We start from the raw sequence: 22,029 nt of genomic DNA on the forward strand, positions 1-22,029 counted from the left end.
AATCTTAGTTCTCTTTAAACTCGACTTTGCTGATGACATCCATGCTCACATGAAGCATGACAGCAGTGACGATGAACATACCTATGGCCAAACCGAGCAGCGCATATACAAACTGCTGACTGACCAAATAGCCAAAGCCTGCTGCAGCTAGGGAGGGACCTATACCAAAAAGAAAGACACCACCGATGATCAGTGGCCGGATGAGTTTTCTGTCCCAACCTTCTTCAAAGCCCACGACGGTAATCAGTGAAATGCCTACGCCGGTAAGGTACAAAAGCGTGATGCATATGGGGAAGAGTAAAATAAGTCCGAAGCTGAGTTTGGCAATGAGGACAGTTGGTATGATCAATATCAGAGCAAAAACCATGGTCTGATACAGATCTAATTTGATCAGGTTCCAGAATTTAGCGGTCCAAGAAGCCGGGATCAAAATAAAATAGGGCTTTTTAAGATCGCCTATGTTGCTTTTTCCCATTCCTCCAAAGAAATACATCAGCAGAAGGACCATGAGATAGCCGTAGATTATCTGATGGGCAAACCAGTCAAATAAAGAGAGGATAGCAAGAACATAAGCGACAACAGCCAATCCTAATCCAATCAGTCCTATCAAGGGGTGAAAGTCCTGTCGGGAGCTGTTGACATAATTGCGCCAATACAAAGCGACAGCTCCAGTACCAAAATCTTTTATAGCCAGTTTTTTCTTTGCGTTTAAGCTAATACTTCCTTCAGAAGCGGTTTGCTTTCCTTGTACCTTTTCTTTGGTCTCCTCATTGGATTTGGTGGCTTCGAGGACATCTTCATAATAATAACCTGCATTGTAGATGACCAGCTGTACTATAAGAATGAAGGTCAACAAATAGACGGCCATGAAGCCTCCTGAAATCCATAAGCTTTCATGACTTAAATAGGTCAGAATTCCCCGGCTCCAGCCAACCAAGGGGAAGAAATCAAACCAAGGGGAACTAATCCATGCAAACATTCCCATCCAGAATTTTTCGGCCATCAGACCAGGAATCAGAATCATTAAAGCCAGAAATAGTCCCAAGCCGAAAACAGCCACTTTCATCTGGTTTAACAAATTATACTTGGTGTTTAAGGTGTAAATCAAAAAACGGATAGGCGATAAAATGAAAAAGAAAAGGGTAAAACCCATGGTCAAAATGGATAGATTCATCAGGTTGAGGTCATAAATTTCGTTCAGCTGCGCAGTACCATACAGGGTAAATAGAAATGCCCCTCCAGTAGCCGGGAATATGGCTCGGATCATGTAATACAATAGAATTTTGGAAGGGGCTGCGGGGGATGTGAACAAGAGGTTCACATCAGCCATGCTGAAAAAGCTCACATTTTTTTTAGTGGCTTGGTACATTTTGAACATGAAAAATGCGAGTGCAAGCAAAGTAAGCCCTCCATTGATGTTTTGGAGGACATAATTTACCTGCTCTATTCCTTCAGCTGCATCTTCCAAATCCTGAAATTGACTGGTGTCAACTTCCATGTCAGACCGGCGACTGCCTCTTTGAAAGTAAAAGAAACTGAAATAGCCCACTATAAAGGCATAGGGCAATAACCTTAATGGATTTCGAAGAATAAGTTTGATATTGTTGATGAGGATAAAAATATCTTTCCTCAACAGCAGTTTAAATTCATTCATCCTTGGTCAATTCTAAAAACAGGTCTTCTAAACTGGAATCACCTCCTTGATCAAAACTGGCTTTAAGATTGGCCAAAGTATCATTGCCGATAATATTGCCATTTTTCATGATCATGATTCGATCGGCGATGGTTTCCACACTGTCAATCAAATGGGTACTGACCAAAATGGTCTTGCCCCGCTGCTTGAGTTCATTGAAAATCCTTTTGGTGTTTTTTATGGCTTTCGGATCCAGGCCGATCATCGGTTCATCGAAGAACAGGAGCTCAGGATCCGGCAAAAGTGCGCAGCAAATAGAAACTTTCTGTCGCATTCCTTTGGATAGGTCCCTGCCCAACTTATCTCTTTTATCGCTAAGTTCATAGATCTCTATCCACTGTTCTGCTTTTTCTTTCCAATCGCTGACATGATAGGCCTGGGCGATAAACTGCAGGTGTTCCCATACCGTAAGCAGGTCATACACATGGGGTGTTTCCGGGATGTAGGAAAAGAGTTTTTTGGCGGCTACAGAAAGGTGGTCATGTCCACCAATTTCAATTTTCCCGGCGGTTTTTCTAAGAAGCCCTACGATACATTTCATGGTGGTGCTTTTTCCTGCACCGTTTGGACCGAGAAGACCTACTACCTCTCCTCCCTGCAACGAAAAACTGATATCATTAACGGCGTTTTGTTTGCCGTATTTTTTCACTAAGCCTTCTACTGCTAACATATTATTAAAAACTTCTACCTTTCAATATTAAACTTTTATCTTGAGATTTTCCTTAAGCCTGGTCATTTTGGATAGGTTGATGGCATAAAAATTTAGTAAGACGACATAAAAACTTTTTACAATACGTATTACAGTTTTAACAGGTTTATGCAGTCATTCATGGGTAAAAGTGAGGGAGTAGAAAGTAAGTGATTGGATGTTGTTTTAGAAAACCAGCCCTAATTTGAGAGAAAGACTGTTTAGATAATAAGTCTCCTGTGTTAAGCTGCTAAATCCACGTGGAAGCAATGGAGAGCTGATGCTGTTCTCTCCGGAAGCATCCAGAAATCCAGAAAAATAGTGTGCAATTTGTCTCTTGAAGCCAAGGCTTAAGGTATAATAAGAGGGGCTTTTGCCAGCACTAAAGGTAAGCCCGATATTGGGATGGAAAAAGAATCCTCCCTCATACCAGGTTTCAAATAACCCTTCACGCTGTCTTTTTTCCAAAAATGCAGAGCCATATCCTAAATCAAAAGCTCCCAAAATCCCCAGTTTTTTATCCAGGTGGCGGAAACCCCTCCATCCAAACCCTAGGGGAACTAAGTCCATTTGCTCATACCGGTCATACCCTAAAGTTATCCCGACCGACTGGTTTTCGGTAATTCTTGCACCATGAAAACTTTGAATGCTCAAGTTGGTCCGGCTCATGGTCGAACCATCCCAATTTCCCGCATTACCCCTAAGTATTCCCAATTCAAATTGGTGCATAAACTGGCCACTTTGTGCCATCAGTACAGTAGAGCAAAAACAAATCAGGAATATGGATAAAAAGTATTTTTTCATAAGGGAACTATTCTATTATACAATTACGGTTTTTTTCACTTTAATGCAGCTTAAAGGTTTAAGTGCATCTGGGGTAGAATAATCAAATTGGCAAACGCCATCAGCGCCGATGACAATGAGGGATTTTGGTCCTGGAATCATGTCTACAGAAGGCATGCTTTTCAGAAATTCCAATTGGTTTTGATCTATGGCCAACACGTCAGCTACTAGAAAACTTTTCATGCCGTGTTTCCCTTCTGCTACATAGAGGTAATCTCCACTGAGCGCCAGGCCATGTGGATTGAGCATCGGATAGGCTTTCAAAAGTTTAGGACTATATGGATTTTGGATATCGATCACCTGAAGCTCATCTACGCCCATAGGACACATTCTTCCGGTTCGTAAGGTCACAAAAGCATATTTTTCATTGACTACTACGGGGTCGCAGGCTGTGACATGCTGGTAAACAGCCATTTCTTTTGGTTCGGATGCCACACTTGCATCATAAATGTACATTCCTGTATTTGAGCCTATAAATAGTTTGTCCTGAAAAGGGAATATGGTTTCAATGCCCCAGCCCAGGTTGATATTTCGAAGGTGTTGTGGATCATCTGTTTTTATCACATCAAATACCCGGAGGCTGGATTCATCCACCGCATATAGATGGGCATTCAATAGGGTGAACCTCGCCATTGAGCCACCTTGACCATAACTTTGCGAAGCCGCAGCACCACGGTTTCCGGAAGAGGCATCGGAAAAAGCCAAAACCCAAGACCATCCCCTTCCCCAAGGTGCCACCTCTGATTCGGTAGTAATTACAGTGTCTTTGTAAGTGATAATGGTAGCGGTGGACCTATCTATATACATTTGTTCAAATACGTCCTCTACTCTTTTGACCAGGGAAATATTGAAAATGTCACTGATATCAAAAACCAATAAATCTACGTAGCTATCAGCATAAAGCATTTCAGAGTTGATGGCCAAGTCCACATTACCGGGAATTGGAATAAAACTTATCGGACTGGGGTTAGAGGGATTGGCATTGTCCCAAATATGGATTCCCTTTTGAGGTTCATTAATAAACAGAAAGTCTCCGTACAAATAGATTTTTCCAGGATCGTCCAGTCCAGGGGATGGTTGAATGATAATATCTGCTTCCCTGATGCTGTGCATTTCAAGAAAAACAGGTATAGAAGCCCTGTAAGTGAAAGTACTCTTGACTTCATCTTGACAGGAAGGTAAAGTGATGAAGAGGATAGTAGCCAAAATAAAAAATACAGGCCAACTGACGATTAATTGTAGACGTTTTTTCATAATGCGCGGGTATGGTCAACATGGTATAACCTTAAGACGAAAGTTTTAAATAAAACGCTACACGCTGCACGAATTTTTTTGATTATTCCATCAAACCTTTCATTTTCCGTTCGAAATTGAGGAAAAGGCGAATGTATTTTTGTGTTACATTTTGAGCCAGATTTTTTTGCGGATTTTCCGGATAAAGTGGCCCGTATTTTATTCTTTCGATGATCATATCCAGCCAAGTTTTTCCATCATCAATCAAATCTTCATTGAAAGCTTCGACTGTGGTGTCTCTTGGGCCATCGGGAAGTTTCCTTCCCATTTTCCGAAAATATTCGCCCATGGTTTTTAGCGCCAACTCATGTGTGATTTCAAAAGACCTGATGATTCTTTTTTGGTTTCTTTCATCAATTTCAGTCCCTTTGACAGAAATAACCATTTCATGTAACTCTTCCAAAGCTTCCTGAAAGTCTAAAAAGCATTTTTCGCAGGTTATCGGTATATTTTTCATGGCGTTAATTTTTTGTACTATCGGATGCTGTAGGATTGCATAAATGGCTGACCACTAGGACTGACACCCTCTAATCGTAATCTTCCACTGAAATTTTCCAAATATTTACCAACAGTTTCGGGGTTTTTAGCCGGTTCTCCATTGATCTGTGTCAGGACAAAACCGTTGTTCAGTCCCAGGTCCCTCAAGAACCCCCTGGTCATCCCCGAAATTTTAATCCCATAATCTATGCCCAAGCGGTCTCTTTCTATGGCATTTACGGCTTCTAATCTGGCTCCCAATAAATTAGAGGAGAAGAATTCTCTTTGGATGACACCAGTCCCACCTTCCAGGTTTTGGAGGATCAATTGGGCAGATTTTTTATCGTTTTTCCTCATGAATTCCACCCGGATCCGATCTCCTGGATAGTAATAGGAAAGAATTTCTTCGAAACTCCCTTTTCCTGTGATACTCACTCCATCTATTTTGGTGATTACGTCATTTCTTTGAAGCCCTGCTTTATCTGCGGCTCCATTTCTGAGCACATGGGTAACGATCACGCCATCTAAGCTGCCAATTTTCATTTCTTCAGCCAATTCAGGGGTGATCTCTACCACATCCACTCCTGGGATGGCTTTCTGAACCTCACCATATTTGATCAGGTCATTGGAAACTTTCATGGCGATATCTATAGGAACAGCAAAACCATAACCGGTGTAAGAACCTGTTCTGGATAAAATCGCTGTGTTGATACCCACGAGTTCCCCTTTAATATTTACCAAAGCCCCGCCGGAATTACCCGGATTAATGGGGGCATCTGTCTGGATAAAAGACTCTAATGGAAATTCACCAGCCAAAATGTTGATCTGTCGCTCTTTGGCGGATACAATTCCGGCAGTTACCGTGGAAGTAAGGTTGAAAGGATTTCCTACAGCGATCACCCATTCTCCAATTCTAAGGTCCCTGCTACTGCCAAGTTGTATGGCAGGTAAATTATCCACTTCTACCTTGAGCACAGCAATGTCTGTATTTTTGTCAGTTCCGATGAGTCGGGCAGGATAAGTCCTTCGCTGATGAACCACCTCTATCGTTTCGGCACGGTCAATGACGTGGTTGTTGGTAATGATGTAGCCATCTTTGCTGATGATTACCCCGGAACCAGTGCTTACCCTTTGTGTAGGACCTGTACCAAAGAAGTAATCAAAAATACTATACCTTCTTTGGTCTGTTCCAGAAAAATTTTTGATGAAAACTACCGATGGAGTGCTTTTCTCTGAGGCTTCTACAAATGAGAAAGACATGTTGTTGACAGCCGGTCTTTCCCCTTCTGTTTCAAAATTCACCTGATATCTGGGTTTTTCGGATTCTTGAGAAAAAACATATTGTTCGTTTTCATTTTTTTCAGAAAACTGCTGATACGTCCATGCACCCGCTAAGCCTGCACAAAAGGCCACCAAGATAAATTTTAGATTTTTCACCATATCCTGCATAACGAAATTTCAGTTTTTAGGTTAAATCTTATAGAAGTATTTACGAACAGACAATATACCCAATTGCATACCAAAAATACCACCTTTTCAAAAAGACAGAAAAATTGCAAGGAAGAAAGACAAATCGGTGTAATTTTGTCAGACTTTGAGTAGTGGTATGACGTTTATACCCATTAACCAGTAGCTTATTTCATGTCAGATAAAAAACATGTTGCCATTTTAGGCTCCACAGGCAGTATAGGAACACAGACATTGGATGTGATTAAATCTCATCCGGATAAATTTGAAGTAGAAGTGCTTACTGCACAGAATAATGCGGATTTATTGATCCAACAGGCTTTGGAGTTTAAGCCAAATTGTGTGGTGATTGCCAATGAGTCCCTCTATGAAAAAGTAAAGTCTGCTTTGCTCCCTGCTGATATTAAGGTTTATGCAGGTGAAACTGCCATTGGCCAGGTAGTGGAAATGGACAGTATAGATATCGTTTTGACCGCTTTGGTTGGTTACGCGGGGCTATTGCCTACCATTAAGGCGATAGAAACAGGTAAGCATATCGCTTTGGCCAACAAAGAAACCTTGGTGGTTGCAGGTGAACTGATTACCACATTGGCCAAAGAAAAAGGTGTGAATATTTATCCGGTCGATTCAGAACATTCTGCGATTTTTCAATGTTTGGTGGGAGAGTTTCATAATCCTATAGAGAAATTGATTCTCACCGCTTCCGGTGGACCTTTCAGGGGGAAAACGCGGGAATTTCTACAACATGTGACCAAGGAGCAGGCCTTGAAGCATCCTAATTGGGATATGGGGGCCAAAATAACCATAGACTCTGCCTCTTTGATGAATAAAGGTCTGGAAGTGATAGAGGCCAAATGGCTGTTTGCTGTAAAGCAGGATCAGATTGAGGTGGTGGTTCATCCACAATCGATAATTCACTCACTGATTCAATTTGAAGATGGCTCCATTAAGGCTCAATTGGGCTTGCCTGATATGCGCATTCCCATTCAGTTTGCATTAAGTTATCCTGAAAGGTTCAAGTCCGGTTTCCCAAGGTTTGATTTTATGAATTATCCAAACCTTACTTTCGAGCAACCTGACATGGAAACATTTCGTAACTTAAAGTTGGCCTTTCAAGCGCTTCAGCAGGGTGGAAACGCGCCATGTATATTAAATGCTGCCAATGAGATCGCTGTGGCCGCATTTTTGCGGGATGAAGTTGGATTTCTGGAAATGTCAGATTTAATTGAAGAAACTTTACAGAAATCGACCTTTATTAGTCATCCTACTTTAAATGACTACATAGATACGGACAAAATGTCCAGAATAATAACGACACAATTAATTAAGAGTAAGGTATAATGGATACATTGATTATGGCAGCCCAACTCTTGTTGGGATTGTCAATTCTGGTTGGTTTGCATGAACTCGGCCACCTACTCACAGCCAAGATGTTTGACATGAGGGTAGAAAAATTCTCCATAGGCTTTCCGCCTAAGATCGCGGGCTTTAAGTGGGGAGAAACAGAATATTCCATAGGGGCAATTCCTTTGGGAGGTTTTGTGAAAATTTCAGGCATGGTGGATGAATCCATGGACACAGAACAAATGGCCTCTGAGCCTCAGCCTTGGGAATTCCGTTCCAAGCCTGCTTGGCAACGTCTGATAGTGATGTTGGGTGGGATTATAGTTAACGTCATTACAGGTATTGTGATCTTTGTAGTATTGGTTTATCAAAAAGGGGAAACCTTCTATTCCAGAGACCAGGTAGTTGAACACGGAATTGTGGCTTATGACATTGGAAGGATGATTGGTTTCCAGGATGGGGACAGAATATTGGATATCAATGGTCAGCCTTACAGAAGTATCAATGATTTGAGTTCTGGGGAAGCGTTACTTAGCAGTGATGGATTTTATACAGTAGAAAGAGATGGTGAAATCATCAGGATTGAGATCCCTAGAGGTTTTATCAACTCCTTCTCGAATGAAGAGAGCATGATGCGGTTTATCAATATCCGTTCTCCATTTGAAGTCGGAGAAATCATGCCCAACAGTCCGGCATCAAGGATAGGGCTTCAACCTAAAGATAAAATCATCGGAGTCAATGATCATTCAATTTACTATTTCAATGAATTGCAAGCGGCATTGGCAGATAACAAAGGGCAGGAAGCACTGATTATAGTAGAGCGGGCAGGGCAGAAAATCGAAAAACCGGTAAACGTTAGTGAGGAAGGGACTATTGGTATCGCCATAAATCCCTTGATTGAACCGGTAGTGCAAAGATATGGAATTGGGGAATCTGTTGTAAAGGGAACTGAAAGGGCTTTTGGTGTGGTGATTATCAATGCCAAAGCGCTTGGGAAGATGTTTACAGGAGAAGTATCTGCCAAAAATGTCTCAGGCCCCATAGGCATGGCCAAGATTTATGGCAATAGGTGGGATTGGGTTAAATTCTGGAGTATTACAGGCTTGATTTCTATGATTTTGGCCTTTATGAACTTGTTGCCCATTCCAGCCCTGGATGGTGGGCATGTGATGTTTTTACTATACGAAATGGTGTCTGGTCAGGCACCCTCTGACAGATTCCTGGAGAATGCCCAAAAAGTAGGGATGGTAGTGTTGCTGGCTCTGATGGTTTTTGCCATTGGGAATGATATTTTGAAAATATTTACTACCTAGGAAAAGAAAGGCGGAAAAATTATTGAGGGTGGAACATAAACTTTCCACCCTCATGTTTTTGTGGTGTATAATTAATCACCTGCCATTTTGTACATTTTCAAACATTGGCATAAGCATTGAATTTATTAGAAGAACCTTCTTAAATTGAAGGTTCTTCTCTATTTTGATATAAACATGACAAGACGACTGTCATAATGTCCTTTATGAATAAATTTGAAAACCAATTATTTCAATCTTTGATGACGGGAGATTACGCTGCTGAAGGAGACCTGATACAGCTGATCACAGATGATGAAGAGGAAAGTCTCTCCCAATCCGAAAATTATTCCGAAGAAATCCCAATTCTTTCTGTTCGTAATACAGTATTATTCCCAGGTGTGGTCATACCGATCACCGTAGGAAGACAGAGGTCTATCAAATTGGTGAAAAAGGCCCAAAAGGGAGATAAGATGATCGGTGTATGTGCACAGGTCAATCCCCAGAATGACGACCCTTCGTGGGAGGATATTTACCATGTAGGTACCTTGGCAAAGATCATTAAAATGATTGTGTTGCCTGATGGCAATACAACAATCATCATACAAGGGAAAAAAAGATTTGAAATTACCGAGCCCCTGACAGAGGATCCTTATTTCACAGCCAAAGTGAAGTACTTGGAGGAGAACTTTCCGAAAAACTCCAAGAAAATCCAAGCTTTGGAAGAGTCCCTAAAAGAAGCGGCATTAAAGATTTTGCACCTTAATCCTGAAATACCAAGAGAAGCTCAGGTTGCCTTGGATAATATTGATAATACGCCGTTTCTAACCCATTTTCTGTCATCCAATATCAATGCTCCAGTAGATGCAAAGCAACGTTTGTTGGAAATCAATGATGGGGTAGAGCGCGCTACTTTGCTTTTGGAGTTTATGATGAAGGATATTCAAATGCTAGAGCTCAAGAGCGAGATCCAAAAAAAGGTGCATACGGATATTGACCAGCAGCAAAGGGACTATTTCCTGAGGCAGCAGATGAAAGTACTGCAGACTGAATTAGGTGAAGAAGGGCCTGAAAAGGAAGTAGAGGAGTTAAGGGTCAAAGGAGCAAAGAAAAAATGGCCAGAGACAGTGGCCAGGCATTTTCAAAAGGAATTAGATAAAATCCTGCGGATTAATCCATCAGCAGCAGAATACCCCATAGCGCTGAATTATGCAGAGACTTTAGTGGAGTTGCCATGGAATGACTTTACCAAAGATAACTTTGACCTAAAGAGGGCTAAAGACATTCTGGATAAGGATCACCATGGTTTGGAGAAGGTCAAAGAAAGAATCATCGAATACTTGGCGGTATTGAAATTGAAAAATGACCTCAAAGGGCCAATTTTATGTTTGTATGGTCCTCCCGGGGTTGGTAAAACATCTCTTGGAAAATCCATTGCCACTGCTTTGGGCAGGAAATACGTCAGGATGTCTCTCGGTGGGGTACATGATGAGGCAGAGATCAGAGGCCATCGTAAGACCTACGTGGGGGCCATGCCAGGCAAGATCATCCAAAATATGAAGAAGGTTAAAACATCTAACCCCGTATATGTTCTGGATGAGATAGACAAACTGAGTTCAGATTTTAGGGGAGACCCCTCTTCAGCATTCCTCGAAGTGCTTGACCCTGAACAGAACAGTACTTTTGTAGATAATTACCTTGAAGTAGAATATGACCTTTCTAAGGTATTGTTCATTGCAACGGCCAATTCATTGGATACCATTCAGCCTGCCTTAAGAGATAGGATGGAAATCATCGAAGTAACAGGGTATACTTTGGAAGAGAAAGTTGAAATAGCCAAAAAACACCTTATTCCCAAGCAGCGTAAAGAACATGGTGTAAAAGGAAATCAAGCAAGTTTTGACAAGGCAGCCATTGTAAAAATAATTGAGGACTATACCCGAGAATCAGGTGTAAGAAGTTTGGAGAGGGCTATTGGTAAAGTGATTAGAAATATAGCCAAATCCATTGCCATGGAGGAGGAGTATGAAAAGAAAATTACGCCAAAAGTGGTCCGTAAATTTCTAGGGGGAGAAATTTTTGATAAGGAAATATACCAGGATAATAGCATTGCGGGAGTAGTTACAGGTCTTGCATGGACTTCAGTTGGTGGAGAAATCCTTTTCGTAGAAGCATCTTTAAGTAAGGGGAAGGGCAAACTCACCCTGTCCGGTCAATTGGGAGAAGTAATGAAAGAGTCTGCTGTCACCGCACTTTCTTACCTAAAGTCAAAAGCTGATAAACTAGGAATAGATTACCGCATATTTGACCACTATGATCTGCATGTCCATGTACCTGCTGGAGCAGTGCCCAAAGATGGCCCTTCAGCAGGTATTACCATGTTGACTGCCATGGCCTCTATCTTTACGCAAAGGAAGGTCAAATCCAAGATAGCTATGACAGGTGAAATTACCCTCAGGGGTAAGGTGATGCCGGTAGGTGGCATAAAGGAAAAAATCCTTGCTGCCAAGCGGGCCGGAATTAAGGATATCATCCTTTGTGAAAAAAATAAAAGGGATATAGAAGAAATAGATGAAGAGTACATCAAAGGGGTGAATTTCCACTTTGTGGATAAAGTAGAGGAAGTTTTAGAAATAGCCTTATTGAAAGCCAAAGTGGAGGATCCGATGAACTTTACCTTTCCAAAAGAAAGTAAATAAGAGCTCTGGAATTAATGGATGAAAGTTCTGGACAACTGTGACGCTGTCCAGAACTTTTTATGAAATGATAACCTTACTTCTTTCCCTTAGTTAATCTATATGAGCATTCCTTTAATGGGAGTGTTATAGCCAATCAAAAAATAATGAGAAATAATATTCAACATTTAACACCTAGGCAGATTGTTGCTGAACTGGATAAATATATTATTGGGCAGCACGATGCTAAAAGAAATGTAGCGATTGCACTTCGAAACCGTATCCGAAGGATGAATGTGAAGAGCGATATTCAAAAGGATATCGTACCCAATAATATCCTTATGATAGGTTCAACAGGTGTGGGTAAAACTGAAATAGCCAGGAGATTGGCAAAGATAGCAAATGCACCTTTTACCAAAGTGGAGGCCTCTAAGTTTACTGAAGTGGGATATGTTGGCCGTGATGTGGAAAGCATGGTTCGGGACTTAGTCGAACAGTCGGTACATTTGGTCAGAGAACAGAAGAACGATGCGGTAAAAGAAAAAGCAGCAGAGGCAGTAGAGGAGGTGATTTTGGACATTTTGATTCCTCCTGTTAAATCGGCAGGTTTTGTAAGACCTGGAACTTCTGTTTCTTCTGATTTTAACCCGGAACAGGCGTCTGAAGAGGAACTTAACGAAAGGACCAGAGATCGGTTTAGGGAAAAATTGAAAAATGGTGAACTCGAGGATAGAAAGATTGAAATCAATGTGAAGCAAAGTCCTCCTGTTGGAATTGGTATGATCGGAAACGGCATGATGGACGATGCCAGCATGGCGGGTATTCAAGATATGATTTCCGGCATGATGCCCAAGCGTACCAAGAAAAGGAAAGTCAGTATAGCTGAGGCCAGAAAGATTTTGATGGAGGAAGAAACCAGTAAGCTGATTGATTTCGATGAAGTGAAAGAAGAAGCCATTCGTTTGGCTGAAAACAATGGGATTATTTTTATTGATGAGATTGATAAAATTGCATCTAAAAGCGGCAAAGGAAGCGGTGGCCCTGATGTTAGTCGGGAGGGCGTACAAAGGGATCTCTTACCCATTGTGGAAGGGAGCAGTGTTAATACCAAATATGGAATTATTAATACCGACCATGTGCTGTTCATTGCAGCAGGAGCTTTCCATGTGAGCAAACCATCTGACTTGATTCCTGAGCTCCAAGGTCGGTTCCCAATTAGAGTGGAGTTGAGTTCTTTAACAGAAGAGGATTTTTACAGGATATTGAAAGAACCCAAAAATGCATTGACGAAGCAATATCAGGCATTATTTGAGGCGGAAGAAGTCTATTTGGATTTCAATGATGAGGCCATACGGGAAATAGCAAGATTGGCTTTCAAAATCAATGAGGAGGTGGAGAATATTGGCGCTAGGAGATTGCATACAGTGGTCAGTCACTTGTTAAATGATTTTCTGTTTGATGTGCCTGATACCATTGAAGCCAATTCCAAAATCATGATTACCAAAGAGATGGTCGCTGATCGATTGAGCAGTTTGGTACAAAACAGGGATTTGTCGCAGTATATTCTTTAAAAGCGATAGACGAGAGATAAGAGGCAAGAATAAAGAATCAAGAAGGGAGAAATCTAAGTAAAGTGGGATTTCTGAAGTTAAAAAAGGAGATTATTAAAAATTCCCTGTGTTTGCAAAGAAGTGCAAATACAGGGAATTTTTATTTCAAAGGAGAGAAGGGAAGTGGTGTAAGGTATTTGGATACCACCTTTTGAACTATTGGACCTGTTTCTTCAGATCTGTCCCTTACCATTGTCCAAACTGGGTCTTCACGGAACTTATCAAAAGATTTTTTAGCGGCTTTTTCGTTTTTATGCGCCAGTAAATACACCAATTTGGCTTGCCCTCCATCCTTTTCCACAGTGTACCAATACATTACATTGGTCATCCCATGTTTTTGAAAAAGCTCTCTGGTATAATCTCTAAATCTGGCATTGATGTTTTCCACTTTACCGGGGTGCATATAGTAGGTCCGAAGTTCAAATATTCTTTTTCCTTGATTTTGCCAGCGTATGATTTCCGGATTCAATTCAGGGGCAATTTCCATAAAAACCTGATCCACATTTGCTACCAGAGGACCATTGGCTTCTGAGGCTTTATAGGCAGCTCGCCATTCAGGATCATTGACAAATTTATTCCACAATATATCTCTAGAAGCTTGGTCTGGGTAAGCCAGGATAAAGGTCAGCGTATAGTTGTTGTCGTCTGTTGGAATAAAGTATGCTATATTTTCGATTCCGTTTTTTTCAAATAGTTTTAAAGTGTGATCCTGAAAACGTTGGATTAAATCCCCCCTTTTTCCATCATGGGCTGTATAAGTTCGCATTTCGAAATACCGGCTATCTTGGGCTGATGATACTTTTATACCGATCAGGGAGACAAAGAAAATTAAGATTAAGTTTTTCATAGGTACTATTGGTTGGTTTGAGTTTGTTTTTTTTTCCATCCGGTAAATGCAGATACTGAGAGGACTGCAGCAATAATCAAAAGGCCAAAAGTTTCTCTGGCTTCCTCCGATTCTTGGGTTTTCATACTAAGATCCTTTTGCTCCAATTCATAAGAGACCCAGTCTTCTACAGATTCAGGGAAAAAATAGATGGCACCAATAAGGCAGGCAATAATGACGATGCTCAAAGGAATAAGAGGATGCTTTCCTCTTGCTCCCATTGCTGAGAAAATTGCTGCAGCCAGGTAAATAGGTACCCAAATTTCAGGGTCAGGATCATTGAGTTGCCAGTAGGCAAATAAAAGGAATGCGAAGAACCAAAGGATAAAGAAGTATTTTAAGAAATTTTTCATAAAGTGCTGAGGTTGTCGTTCGGAAATTAGTCAATAATTAGTCTTTTGGCAAGCATCTATTTACCAAGCCCCAGCAGTTTAAGGTTAAGCCTGTCATATTCATGGATAATCTGTAAATTTGAAGAAGAAATAGCTATGAATTTAGATGTGACTGTGGTAAATCATCAACCTGAAATCATCACACTTCCCGATGTAAAAATAGATAAAGAAGTGATTGCAAAGGCCAAAGAGTGCATAGAGGTCGAAAAGCAGGTCATTGTTCATGTGAGCATTAGAACCTCCTTCACCTGGTGGCAGATTCGGATATGGCCCAGTACCTTCCTTGTTCCTCGTGGGGCTGGTTCTGAGTCCAAACTATTGAATGCCGATAATATTCCATTTTATCCCCAATGGCTATATGTTTTTGGAAGTAACCACCGGTTTACCCTGATTTTTGAGGGTCTTCCGGAAGAGTGTGAGGTTTTTGATCTGATAGAGAGAATTCCCCAAAAAGGAGGATTTGAGTATTTTGGCATTAGGAGGAACCGTTCTGATGTGTATCATATAGAATTGGACTGACCTGCATTTCCCCCTGAGAATGAAGAATCATGGTTTTCTGTAGTGTTTTACAGCTTAAAAACTTCCTTAAATTCCTTGACTGCTCAATGTTTCAAAATTCCCCTAAATCCGCCTTCCGGCTTCTCACTTAATCTACCCTCTCGTCTCTACCTCAACACCACCCTCAAACTCTTCGCCCCATGAGCTCCGATCACCAAAGACTGCTCGATGTCAGCAGTTTTGGATGGTCCGGCAATAAAGAGGCCGAAACCTGAATGCTGGGCCCCAATTCTTTGATAAGCTTCATGCATGTTGGAAACCAAGGATTTTTCCTCTAATACAATCACCAAATGCTCGGTGATAAAGGGCAAGGCCCGTAAGCCCAAGTTTTCATCTGTCAACCAAATAGCCCCGTTTTCTGCTACCCCAAATTGACCTTGAATGATGGCTACTTCCAACTCATTTAATTCATGGGCGTCAGAAGGTAAAGGCTGAGTCGAAAGGCTCTCCATTCCCTTGGCCAGGTTGAGAATCTTTTCAAAACGGTTGATGGCTATAAAATCCTTCAATTCGGACTCAGCGATTACTTCCCCCTTATTGGCCTGAATGGATAGTATAAAGGCTGCTTTATGATCCATTGGAAATTCAAATGCTGATATTTCAGGAAGCAGGCTGTTCTCTCTAGGAATGGCCTTGATTGTGGTCAAAATGTTTTCTCTGCTGCTCATGTCCTGTTCTTTTTGTACCAATCTTTGAAAGTTTCTTTGGGTGTTTCAGGCAGGTCTCTTTGCTTACCCCAGGTGTTCAGGCCTGAATAAGTAATGCTGTCAGGCAGGATTTTCAAGGCGCCCCGCATCATGACACCGGTTACTTTATAAGCAAAAGGAACTGCAAAAATTCCATTGGCAATTTTCATGGAAATGCTTTTCGCATTGGTCCCTTGGGCTTTGGTGATTTCCTGCCTCCATTCGTAGAGTTGCTCATGGATATTGATCTTTACCGGACAAACATCCGTGCAGGAACCACAAAGGGTAGAGGCAAAAGGAAGGGTGCTGTATTTTTTCACATCCAAGCCTGGTGACAGGATAGAGCCGATGGGTCCGGGAACTACCGAGCCATAACTGTAGCCACCACTTCTTCTATAAATGGGACAGGTATTCATGCAGGCGCCGCAACGGATACATTTCAAAGAGTTTTTGAATTTCTCCCTTGCTAATTGATCCGTACGGCCATTATCTACCAAAACAATATGTATTTCCTTACCTGCAGCCGGGGAGCGAAAGTGCGAATTGTAATTGGTAATGGGTTGCCCGGTAGCAGAGCGGGCCAACAGCCTGAGGAATACCCCCAAATCCTTTCTTCGGGGAATGATTTTCTCAATGCCCATACAGGCGATGTGGACATCGGCCAAATGCACGCCCATATCGGCATTGCCTTCATTGGTACATACCACAAATTCACCTGTTTCTGCCACTCCAAAATTTACCCCGGTAATGGCTACTTTGGCGCCTAAAAACTTTTCCCTCAAATGCAAACGGGCTGCATGGGTGAGGTAAGCCGGATCTTCATTACCTTTTTCGGTATGCAGTTTTTCATGGAAAAGCTCAGAGATATCCCTTTTCTTCAAATGGATGGCAGGTAGCACGATATGGCTAGGGGGTTGATTTAAGAACTGCACAATCCGCTCTCCCAAATCCGTATCCACCACTTCCACTCCGTTATTTTCCAAGAAGGGGTTAAGATGACATTCCTCTGTAAGTATAGATTTGCTTTTGACAATGGCTTTACATTGATGCCTTTGGAGGATGCTTAGTACAATTTGGTTGTGTTCTTCTGCATCCTTGGCCCAGTGCACTTTTATACCATTGGCAGTCGCTTTTTCTTCAAATTGCACAAGGTATTTGTCCAGATTGGCCAGCACATTGTCTTTGATCTGAGAAGCCAATTCCCTCAATTTTTCCCATTCCGGAATGGTCTTGCTGATGGTGTCCCGCTTGTCCCGGACAAACCAAAGTGTTTCATCATGCCATTTGGCTTTGGCAGCGTCCTGTAAAAATTCCGAGGCTTTGGCTGGATGGCTCATGAGATGACTTGGTTTAGGATTTCTGCGATATGCATAAATTTCAAGGGCTGTTGATTCCTCTTGGCAATGCCCTCTAGGTGCATGATACAGGACATATCTCCCCCGGTGAGGATTTCCACACCGTGTGTCAAATGATCCTGCAAGCGGTCTTTGCCCATCTGAACCGACAAGGCTTCTTCTGTAACAGCAAAAGTTCCCCCAAATCCGCAGCATTCATCTGTCCTTGTCAATTCCACCCATTCCAGACCGGCTATTTGATCTAGCAGCTGCTTGGCTTTGCTGAAAAAGGGTTCGTTTCGCTCTGAACTAGAGCCCAGCCTCAAACCCCTTTGCCCATGGCAGGAGGCATGGTAGCCCACTTTATGGGGGAAAGACCCTTTGAGATTTTCCACTTTTAACACATCTGTAAGAAATTCAGTCAATTCGAAGATCTTATAATGGAGGCTTTCTTGCTCCTTTTCCATTCCGGCGATCGCCGGTGCATGGTCTTTGATATGCAATACACAACTCCCGGAAGGGGCGACGATGTAGTCATAATCCCCGAATATTTCTACAAAGTGCTTGGTAGTCCCAACAGTATCCCTTTCGTATCCAGCATTGGCCATGGGTTGCCCACAACAGGTCTGACCTAGGGGATAGCTGACCTCGCAACCCAGTTTCTCCAATAATTCCAAAGTCGCAATAGCTACATTCGGATAGAATTGATCTACATAACAGGGGATGAAAAGACCGATCTTTTTATTTTGAGTCATAATTTGTTGCTATTGCAAGACGGATATTTGTGGATATTAAGATATGGGTTGATATTGATTTGCCCAATTCAATATCTATTAAATATCCAAAAAAGTAATGATTGAAATATCCTGTGGTGTGGGGTTTTTAAGGGTTAAGGTTAAACTTTCATTAAAATAGGTTTGCTGAAGAATGTTTACCATTACTTCTGGATGGATATTCTCCAACCACTATTCATTCATAAACACACATACATTTTTTCAAAGGAAAAAATGTGTATGGCTACATTTTTCCAAAGGAAAATGACCCTAAATCAATCTGATAAAAGGGGTTAATGACCTTAACAGAGCTCTTTATTCCATCTTGTAGGGGAATTCACTAAGAATTTCTTGAATTAAAACTATAAACTTGGTACATTGTCTAAACATTCGTCAGAAGGTAAAACTATGATACATTCGCTCTTTTGTCTTATACCCCTTTTTTGGTTTTTGCAAACTGAGCATCCCTTGGAAGGGAAATGGAAAATGTATAGAAGCGAATCATTTGAAAATATCCTGACTTCAAAAAGCCGGTGGATGTTCAAAAAGGAATAAACAATTAAAGCATGAAGGATTTATTTTGGAGATTTATTTTATTTTCTTCCATAGTTTCAGTTTTTTTTGCTTGTGCCGAAAAGCCCAAGTCGGAGCTGATTGAAATTAATGTGCCTAACAAGGTAAATACAGAAGTTACATTAAATGACATTACCGAATCCATACAATATATCCAACTCGAAACCCGACCTGATGCTTTTATTTCAAGAATCAATGAAGTGTTCCTTCATGAAAACAAATTGTATATCTGGTATTACTTTCAAAAGATATTGGTCTTCGATCTGGATGGGAAATTTTTGGGTGCGCTCGGAAAACAAGGTGATGGTCCCGGGGAATACAGGTCTGTTTCTGCCATGTGTATAGACGATAGTTCTGGAGAGATTTATCTGTTTGCTTACAATAAATTCATGAGGTACTCTCCTGAACATGAATTATTAGGGGAAAAGAGGATAGATTCCTCCTTGGATTCCGGCTTTGACTTCTTTAGAATTCTCGGAAGGGAAAGGTTCGGCATTTCTCAGGAATATGGAAATGTAGTTAAAGGAGGTTTTGCCAATGAGACCAATTTGTATCGATTTGATGCTGATATGGCAGTCGTAGACACCTTGCCCTTACGGAAGGTGATTATGGAGAAGAAAATAGCCACAGCTTTGGGGTATACCGATTACATCAGCAGTTTTAATGGCAAGCATTTTATTTATACACCTGTAACTACTAATGAAAACTACCTAAGAGACACACTGTACCAGTTTAAGGACATGCAGTTGAGGCCTTTTGCTAAGTTGAATTTTCCTAAACCTCATTTAGATGAAAGGGGATTTAAAAAGTATCATATCGCAAATGTGGTACATACTGCCAATTACATCAGTTCGCATTTTTATGATTTTGATAATAGTTTGCACCAATTTGTTCATCATATCGAGAGTGGACAGGGTTATCTTGTAAAAGATGGTTTTTTGGATGAGGACGGGGTTAGGTTGAGTTTAAGAGTTTTGTCAGCAGAGGAGGATTTATTCTATTTTGTCAAACCCGCAGCCTATGAATCAGGTGCACAGGAGGAAGCCAACCCTGTGATTGGTTTGGTAAAGTTGAAGTAAGTGCAATCAAGCTCCCAAAAACCCTTCAAAGTTTTGTCTGGTGACCACTGCTGTTTGGTGCTCAGGATAGCTTTGGAGAAAAGATGCAGGAAATCTGACTTTCTGATCTTTCCATTTGAATTCATAGGCATATAATATCCCATCAGTTTCCTCCAGGTAATCTATTTCAGCTTTGTCATGCGTTCTCCAAAAGTAGGTGTTCACAAAACGGGATTGATAAGCATTGAACTTTAACCTCTCAGAAATAAGGAAATTTTCCCATAATGCCCCTTTGTCCTGTCGCATTTCGGGAAATGTAAAATTGTTGATAAGCACATTGCGTATGCCATTGTCATAAAAATAATACTTTTTCCCCTTCTTGATTTCGTTCCTCAGGTTGCGGTTGAAGGCGGGAAGTTTGAAGATAACAAAAGCCTTTTCCAATAAATCCAGATACTTCTCAACAGTGGCTGTATCGATATTACCAATGGTTTGAGCTAACTCATGGTAACTGACTTCGCTACCGACCTGAAATGCCAATGCTTTTAATAATTTTTCGATATGACTGGGTTTACGGATACTATCCAATTGTAAAACATCTTTGTAGAGATAGCTTTGTGCTATTTCAATGAGGATTTCTTTCTCCTGACCAGGATTATTGAGCACCTCTGGATATAGTCCATAGATAAGTCTGGAATCCAAAAGTCTTTTTGCTTCTAATCGTGAAGTATCTTTGACTGTCTCTCCAAAAGAAATAGGGTACAGTTGAAAAGTTTTCTTTCTCCCCGTCAAGGGCTCTGCCGTTTGACTCTGAAGATCAAACGCAGAAGATCCTGTAGCAATTACTTGTATATCAGGTCTATTATCATAAATCAATTTAAGCTTTTTCCCAATATCGGGTATCTGCTGAGCTTCGTCTATGATGACCAATTGACTGCTTGGGCCAATCAATTGGATCAATTGGGTGCTGGTTACTGCTGATGAAAATGCCTCTAAAATATCAGCTTCATCTGCATTGAACCACACAGTTGGTTTGTTGGCCTGTTTTACCACTTCTTTAAGCAATGTAGTTTTCCCTACCTGTCTTGCTCCAAGAAGGATAATTACCTTTTTTTGTAAAATGCCTGAAGTAGCTTTTCAGCAATTATTCTGGGGACCATTACTTGTGGATTTTAGCTTCAAATATAATAGGATTCTACATTCAAATCTAAAATATATGCCTAATTTTTAGAATACAATCGAAAAATTAGGCCTAAAATTTAGAATACAATCTAAAAATTAGGCCTAAAATTTTGATTTATATCGTGATTTTGATTTGGACTCAAGTCAATTAGTCGGTTTTTTAATCCATGTCCGAACCAATGCTTGTTAATTTCTATGTTTTATTTTTTTTAGAAGTTTGAATTTGTTGCCTATGCCTCAAACTAATGTTTCTGTATTTCGTTTTTTGTGATTAAATTAAACTTCTCTTAGGTTAAAAAATCTCAATTGGTTCAATGATACAGAGGCAAAAGAATCAACTTGATTAAACTTTGTGCCTTTGAGTCTTTGTGGCAGTCTAAATCAAATTTATTATGGTTAGCGTTTTTATAGGAGTATTATTTATTGCGATAGGTATTTTGGTGAAGAAATTCCCCAATTTAATGGCCGGGTACAATCAACTGTCCCAAAAAGAAAAGGAAAATGCCATTGCCAATGGTTTGCCCACTTTCGGATGTGCAGTTTTTGTAGTGATGGGATTGTTCTCTATATCAGGGTATTTTCTGGGGATATGGTTGGGTCAACCTGGAATAGGTGACGGACTAGGTCTATTGGTAACCTTGATAGGGGTGGTAGTATTGATTGTATTTGGCAATAGGTTTACCAGAGAGCGGGTAAGGTAAGATTGTCTTGGCTTTTAGTTAACATAAATAGAACACATAATGGGGAGCATATTTGAAAAACCAAGAATATTGATTTTGATGCTGATTGCATGTTTCTGCTTAGGGAGTTGTGCGACAGAGGAGCCCGTTGATGAACAGTTTTCTGCTTGTGGAACTTCCGATGCCTTAAGGGAGCTTCCCTGGTTAAAAGAACAATTTGAGCTGATCAAAAGCGCACCTAGCGGGATCATTTTGTACCAATACAATTCCAGGGAAGTAATCGAGATACAGTCTTCCTTGATGAGTTCTACCAATCAATCGCAGTATTACTGTGATGGAACTAAACTGAATTTTGATGGTCCGGAAGTATATCAGGATTTTTTGACGAACCGGGTTGAGGTAAAAATTCTTCATGGCATCAATTTGTGGGGAAAATAGCCTAGCAGGTTGGGATTTACTGGATTAAGATATTTTTTAGGGGGATAGCTACTCCTAATCGCAATTTTTATATAAAATCAGCGATCATAA

General features: G+C 40.9%; 20 protein-coding genes. 8 read left to right on the plus strand and 12 right to left on the minus strand.

All coding sequences use genetic code 11. The annotated features are described in order from the left end of the window. Positions 1-4: 4 nt before the first annotated feature. From B879_RS10395 to B879_RS10420, 6 genes are all read right to left on the minus strand, one after another. Positions 5-1,654: a putative ABC exporter domain-containing protein gene (locus B879_RS10395; RefSeq protein ID WP_009185134.1), complete on the minus strand. Its 1,650-nt coding sequence runs from the start codon at positions 1,652-1,654 to the stop codon at positions 5-7. Further along, positions 1,647-2,363, minus strand: coding sequence for an ABC transporter ATP-binding protein (locus B879_RS10400; protein WP_009185135.1), 717 nt, complete (start codon positions 2,361-2,363; stop codon positions 1,647-1,649). Before B879_RS10400 ends, B879_RS10395 begins: the two co-directional genes overlap by 8 nt. A 204-nt stretch (positions 2,364-2,567) precedes the next feature. After that, positions 2,568-3,185 (minus strand): hypothetical protein, encoded by a 618-nt coding sequence (locus B879_RS10405; protein ID WP_009185136.1) that lies wholly within the window; start codon positions 3,183-3,185, stop codon positions 2,568-2,570. 15 nt (positions 3,186-3,200) lie between these two features. Next, on the minus strand, positions 3,201-4,478 hold the full coding sequence (locus B879_RS10410; RefSeq protein ID WP_009185137.1) for an LVIVD repeat-containing protein: 1,278 nt from the start codon (positions 4,476-4,478) through the stop codon (positions 3,201-3,203). 82 nt (positions 4,479-4,560) lie between these two features. Next, positions 4,561-4,974, minus strand: coding sequence for a nucleotidyltransferase substrate binding protein (locus B879_RS10415; protein WP_009185138.1), 414 nt, complete (start codon positions 4,972-4,974; stop codon positions 4,561-4,563). A 17-nt stretch (positions 4,975-4,991) separates the two neighbouring features. Continuing rightward, positions 4,992-6,443 (minus strand): trypsin-like peptidase domain-containing protein, encoded by a 1,452-nt coding sequence (locus tag B879_RS10420; protein WP_009185139.1) that lies wholly within the window; start codon positions 6,441-6,443, stop codon positions 4,992-4,994. 192 nt (positions 6,444-6,635) lie between these two features. Here B879_RS10420 and B879_RS10425 point away from each other — a divergent pair, with 192 nt between their 5' ends. The 4 genes from B879_RS10425 to hslU all read left to right on the plus strand — a co-directional run bounded on the left by B879_RS10425 (position 6,636) and on the right by hslU (position 13,340). After that, entirely contained in the window at positions 6,636-7,802 is a 1,167-nt protein-coding gene (locus tag B879_RS10425; protein ID WP_009185140.1) for a 1-deoxy-D-xylulose-5-phosphate reductoisomerase, read from the plus strand. Further along, on the plus strand, positions 7,802-9,118 hold the full coding sequence (rseP, locus tag B879_RS10430; RefSeq protein ID WP_009185141.1) for an RIP metalloprotease RseP: 1,317 nt from the start codon (positions 7,802-7,804) through the stop codon (positions 9,116-9,118). The genes B879_RS10425 and rseP overlap by 1 nt, the downstream gene beginning before the upstream one ends. A gap of 203 nt (positions 9,119-9,321) precedes the next feature. Further along, positions 9,322-11,793, plus strand: a complete 2,472-nt coding sequence (gene lon / locus B879_RS10435) for an endopeptidase La (protein WP_009185142.1) — start codon at positions 9,322-9,324, stop codon at positions 11,791-11,793. A gap of 143 nt (positions 11,794-11,936) precedes the next feature. Next, on the plus strand, positions 11,937-13,340 hold the full coding sequence (gene hslU / locus B879_RS10440; RefSeq protein ID WP_009185143.1) for an ATP-dependent protease ATPase subunit HslU: 1,404 nt from the start codon (positions 11,937-11,939) through the stop codon (positions 13,338-13,340). Positions 13,341-13,479: 139 nt separating this feature from the next. On the opposite strand, the gene B879_RS10445 is transcribed toward hslU, so the two are convergent. Beyond that, positions 13,480-14,226 (minus strand): NIPSNAP family protein, encoded by a 747-nt coding sequence (locus B879_RS10445; RefSeq protein WP_009185144.1) that lies wholly within the window; start codon positions 14,224-14,226, stop codon positions 13,480-13,482. A 5-nt stretch (positions 14,227-14,231) separates the two neighbouring features. Continuing rightward, positions 14,232-14,618: a transmembrane 220 family protein gene (locus tag B879_RS10450; RefSeq protein ID WP_009185145.1), complete on the minus strand. Its 387-nt coding sequence runs from the start codon at positions 14,616-14,618 to the stop codon at positions 14,232-14,234. A 45-nt stretch (positions 14,619-14,663) separates the two neighbouring features. Here B879_RS10450 and B879_RS10455 point away from each other — a divergent pair, with 45 nt between their 5' ends. Continuing rightward, positions 14,664-15,176, plus strand: coding sequence for a hypothetical protein (locus tag B879_RS10455; RefSeq protein ID WP_202949618.1), 513 nt, complete (start codon positions 14,664-14,666; stop codon positions 15,174-15,176). A 146-nt stretch (positions 15,177-15,322) separates the two neighbouring features. Here the strand turns inward: B879_RS10455 and B879_RS10460 are convergent, their stop codons facing one another. From B879_RS10460 to B879_RS10470, 3 genes are read right to left on the minus strand one after another with little or no spacing between them, the layout of a single operon-like run. After that, positions 15,323-15,883, minus strand: a complete 561-nt coding sequence (locus B879_RS10460) for a LutC/YkgG family protein (protein ID WP_009185147.1) — start codon at positions 15,881-15,883, stop codon at positions 15,323-15,325. Then, positions 15,880-17,238 carry a lactate utilization protein B gene (locus tag B879_RS10465; protein WP_009185148.1) on the minus strand — a complete coding sequence of 453 codons (1,359 nt, stop codon included), beginning with the start codon at positions 17,236-17,238 and terminating at the stop codon, positions 15,880-15,882. The genes B879_RS10460 and B879_RS10465 overlap by 4 nt, the downstream gene beginning before the upstream one ends. Continuing rightward, positions 17,235-17,990, minus strand: a complete 756-nt coding sequence (locus B879_RS10470; protein WP_009185149.1) for a (Fe-S)-binding protein — start codon at positions 17,988-17,990, stop codon at positions 17,235-17,237. The genes B879_RS10465 and B879_RS10470 overlap by 4 nt, the downstream gene beginning before the upstream one ends. Positions 17,991-18,574: 584 nt before the next feature. Here B879_RS10470 and B879_RS10475 point away from each other — a divergent pair. Then, on the plus strand, positions 18,575-19,660 hold the full coding sequence (locus B879_RS10475) for a DUF4934 domain-containing protein (protein ID WP_009185150.1): 1,086 nt from the start codon (positions 18,575-18,577) through the stop codon (positions 19,658-19,660). 6 nt (positions 19,661-19,666) lie between these two features. Here the strand turns inward: B879_RS10475 and B879_RS10480 are convergent, their stop codons facing one another. Next, complete coding sequence (locus B879_RS10480) at positions 19,667-20,704, minus strand: ATP-binding protein (RefSeq protein WP_238542118.1); 1,038 nt, start codon at positions 20,702-20,704, stop codon at positions 19,667-19,669. 509 nt (positions 20,705-21,213) lie between these two features. On the opposite strand from B879_RS10480, the gene B879_RS10485 reads away from it, so the two are divergent. Then, on the plus strand, positions 21,214-21,522 hold the full coding sequence (locus tag B879_RS10485) for a DUF3784 domain-containing protein (protein WP_009185152.1): 309 nt from the start codon (positions 21,214-21,216) through the stop codon (positions 21,520-21,522). A gap of 39 nt (positions 21,523-21,561) precedes the next feature. Next, positions 21,562-21,939, plus strand: a complete 378-nt coding sequence (locus tag B879_RS10490; protein WP_009185153.1) for a hypothetical protein — start codon at positions 21,562-21,564, stop codon at positions 21,937-21,939. The last annotated feature ends 90 nt before the right edge of the window (positions 21,940-22,029 follow it).

The sequence above is a fragment of the Cecembia lonarensis LW9 genome, from assembly GCF_000298295.1.
Lineage (GTDB): Bacteria > Bacteroidota > Bacteroidia > Cytophagales > Cyclobacteriaceae > Cecembia > Cecembia lonarensis.

What these genes read in the sequence shown, in the direction of transcription:
- B879_RS10395 (WP_009185134.1), bottom strand. Translation starts at nt 1,654, where the DNA reads ATGAATGAATTTAAACTGCTGTTGAGGAAAGATATTTTTATCCTCATC.
- B879_RS10400 (WP_009185135.1), bottom strand. Translation starts at nt 2,363, where the DNA reads ATGTTAGCAGTAGAAGGCTTAGTGAAAAAATACGGCAAACAAAACGCC.
- B879_RS10405 (WP_009185136.1), bottom strand. Translation starts at nt 3,185, where the DNA reads ATGAAAAAATACTTTTTATCCATATTCCTGATTTGTTTTTGCTCTACT.
- B879_RS10410 (WP_009185137.1), bottom strand. Translation starts at nt 4,478, where the DNA reads ATGAAAAAACGTCTACAATTAATCGTCAGTTGGCCTGTATTTTTTATT.
- B879_RS10415 (WP_009185138.1), bottom strand. Translation starts at nt 4,974, where the DNA reads ATGAAAAATATACCGATAACCTGCGAAAAATGCTTTTTAGACTTTCAG.
- B879_RS10420 (WP_009185139.1), bottom strand. Translation starts at nt 6,443, where the DNA reads ATGCAGGATATGGTGAAAAATCTAAAATTTATCTTGGTGGCCTTTTGT.
- B879_RS10425 (WP_009185140.1), top strand. Translation starts at nt 6,636, where the DNA reads ATGTCAGATAAAAAACATGTTGCCATTTTAGGCTCCACAGGCAGTATA.
- rseP (WP_009185141.1), top strand. Translation starts at nt 7,802, where the DNA reads ATGGATACATTGATTATGGCAGCCCAACTCTTGTTGGGATTGTCAATT.
- lon (WP_009185142.1), top strand. Translation starts at nt 9,322, where the DNA reads ATGAATAAATTTGAAAACCAATTATTTCAATCTTTGATGACGGGAGAT.
- hslU (WP_009185143.1), top strand. Translation starts at nt 11,937, where the DNA reads ATGAGAAATAATATTCAACATTTAACACCTAGGCAGATTGTTGCTGAA.
- B879_RS10445 (WP_009185144.1), bottom strand. Translation starts at nt 14,226, where the DNA reads ATGAAAAACTTAATCTTAATTTTCTTTGTCTCCCTGATCGGTATAAAA.
- B879_RS10450 (WP_009185145.1), bottom strand. Translation starts at nt 14,618, where the DNA reads ATGAAAAATTTCTTAAAATACTTCTTTATCCTTTGGTTCTTCGCATTC.
- B879_RS10460 (WP_009185147.1), bottom strand. Translation starts at nt 15,883, where the DNA reads ATGAGCAGCAGAGAAAACATTTTGACCACAATCAAGGCCATTCCTAGA.
- B879_RS10465 (WP_009185148.1), bottom strand. Translation starts at nt 17,238, where the DNA reads ATGAGCCATCCAGCCAAAGCCTCGGAATTTTTACAGGACGCTGCCAAA.
- B879_RS10470 (WP_009185149.1), bottom strand. Translation starts at nt 17,990, where the DNA reads ATGACTCAAAATAAAAAGATCGGTCTTTTCATCCCCTGTTATGTAGAT.
- B879_RS10475 (WP_009185150.1), top strand. Translation starts at nt 18,575, where the DNA reads ATGAAGGATTTATTTTGGAGATTTATTTTATTTTCTTCCATAGTTTCA.
- B879_RS10485 (WP_009185152.1), top strand. Translation starts at nt 21,214, where the DNA reads ATGGTTAGCGTTTTTATAGGAGTATTATTTATTGCGATAGGTATTTTG.
- B879_RS10490 (WP_009185153.1), top strand. Translation starts at nt 21,562, where the DNA reads ATGGGGAGCATATTTGAAAAACCAAGAATATTGATTTTGATGCTGATT.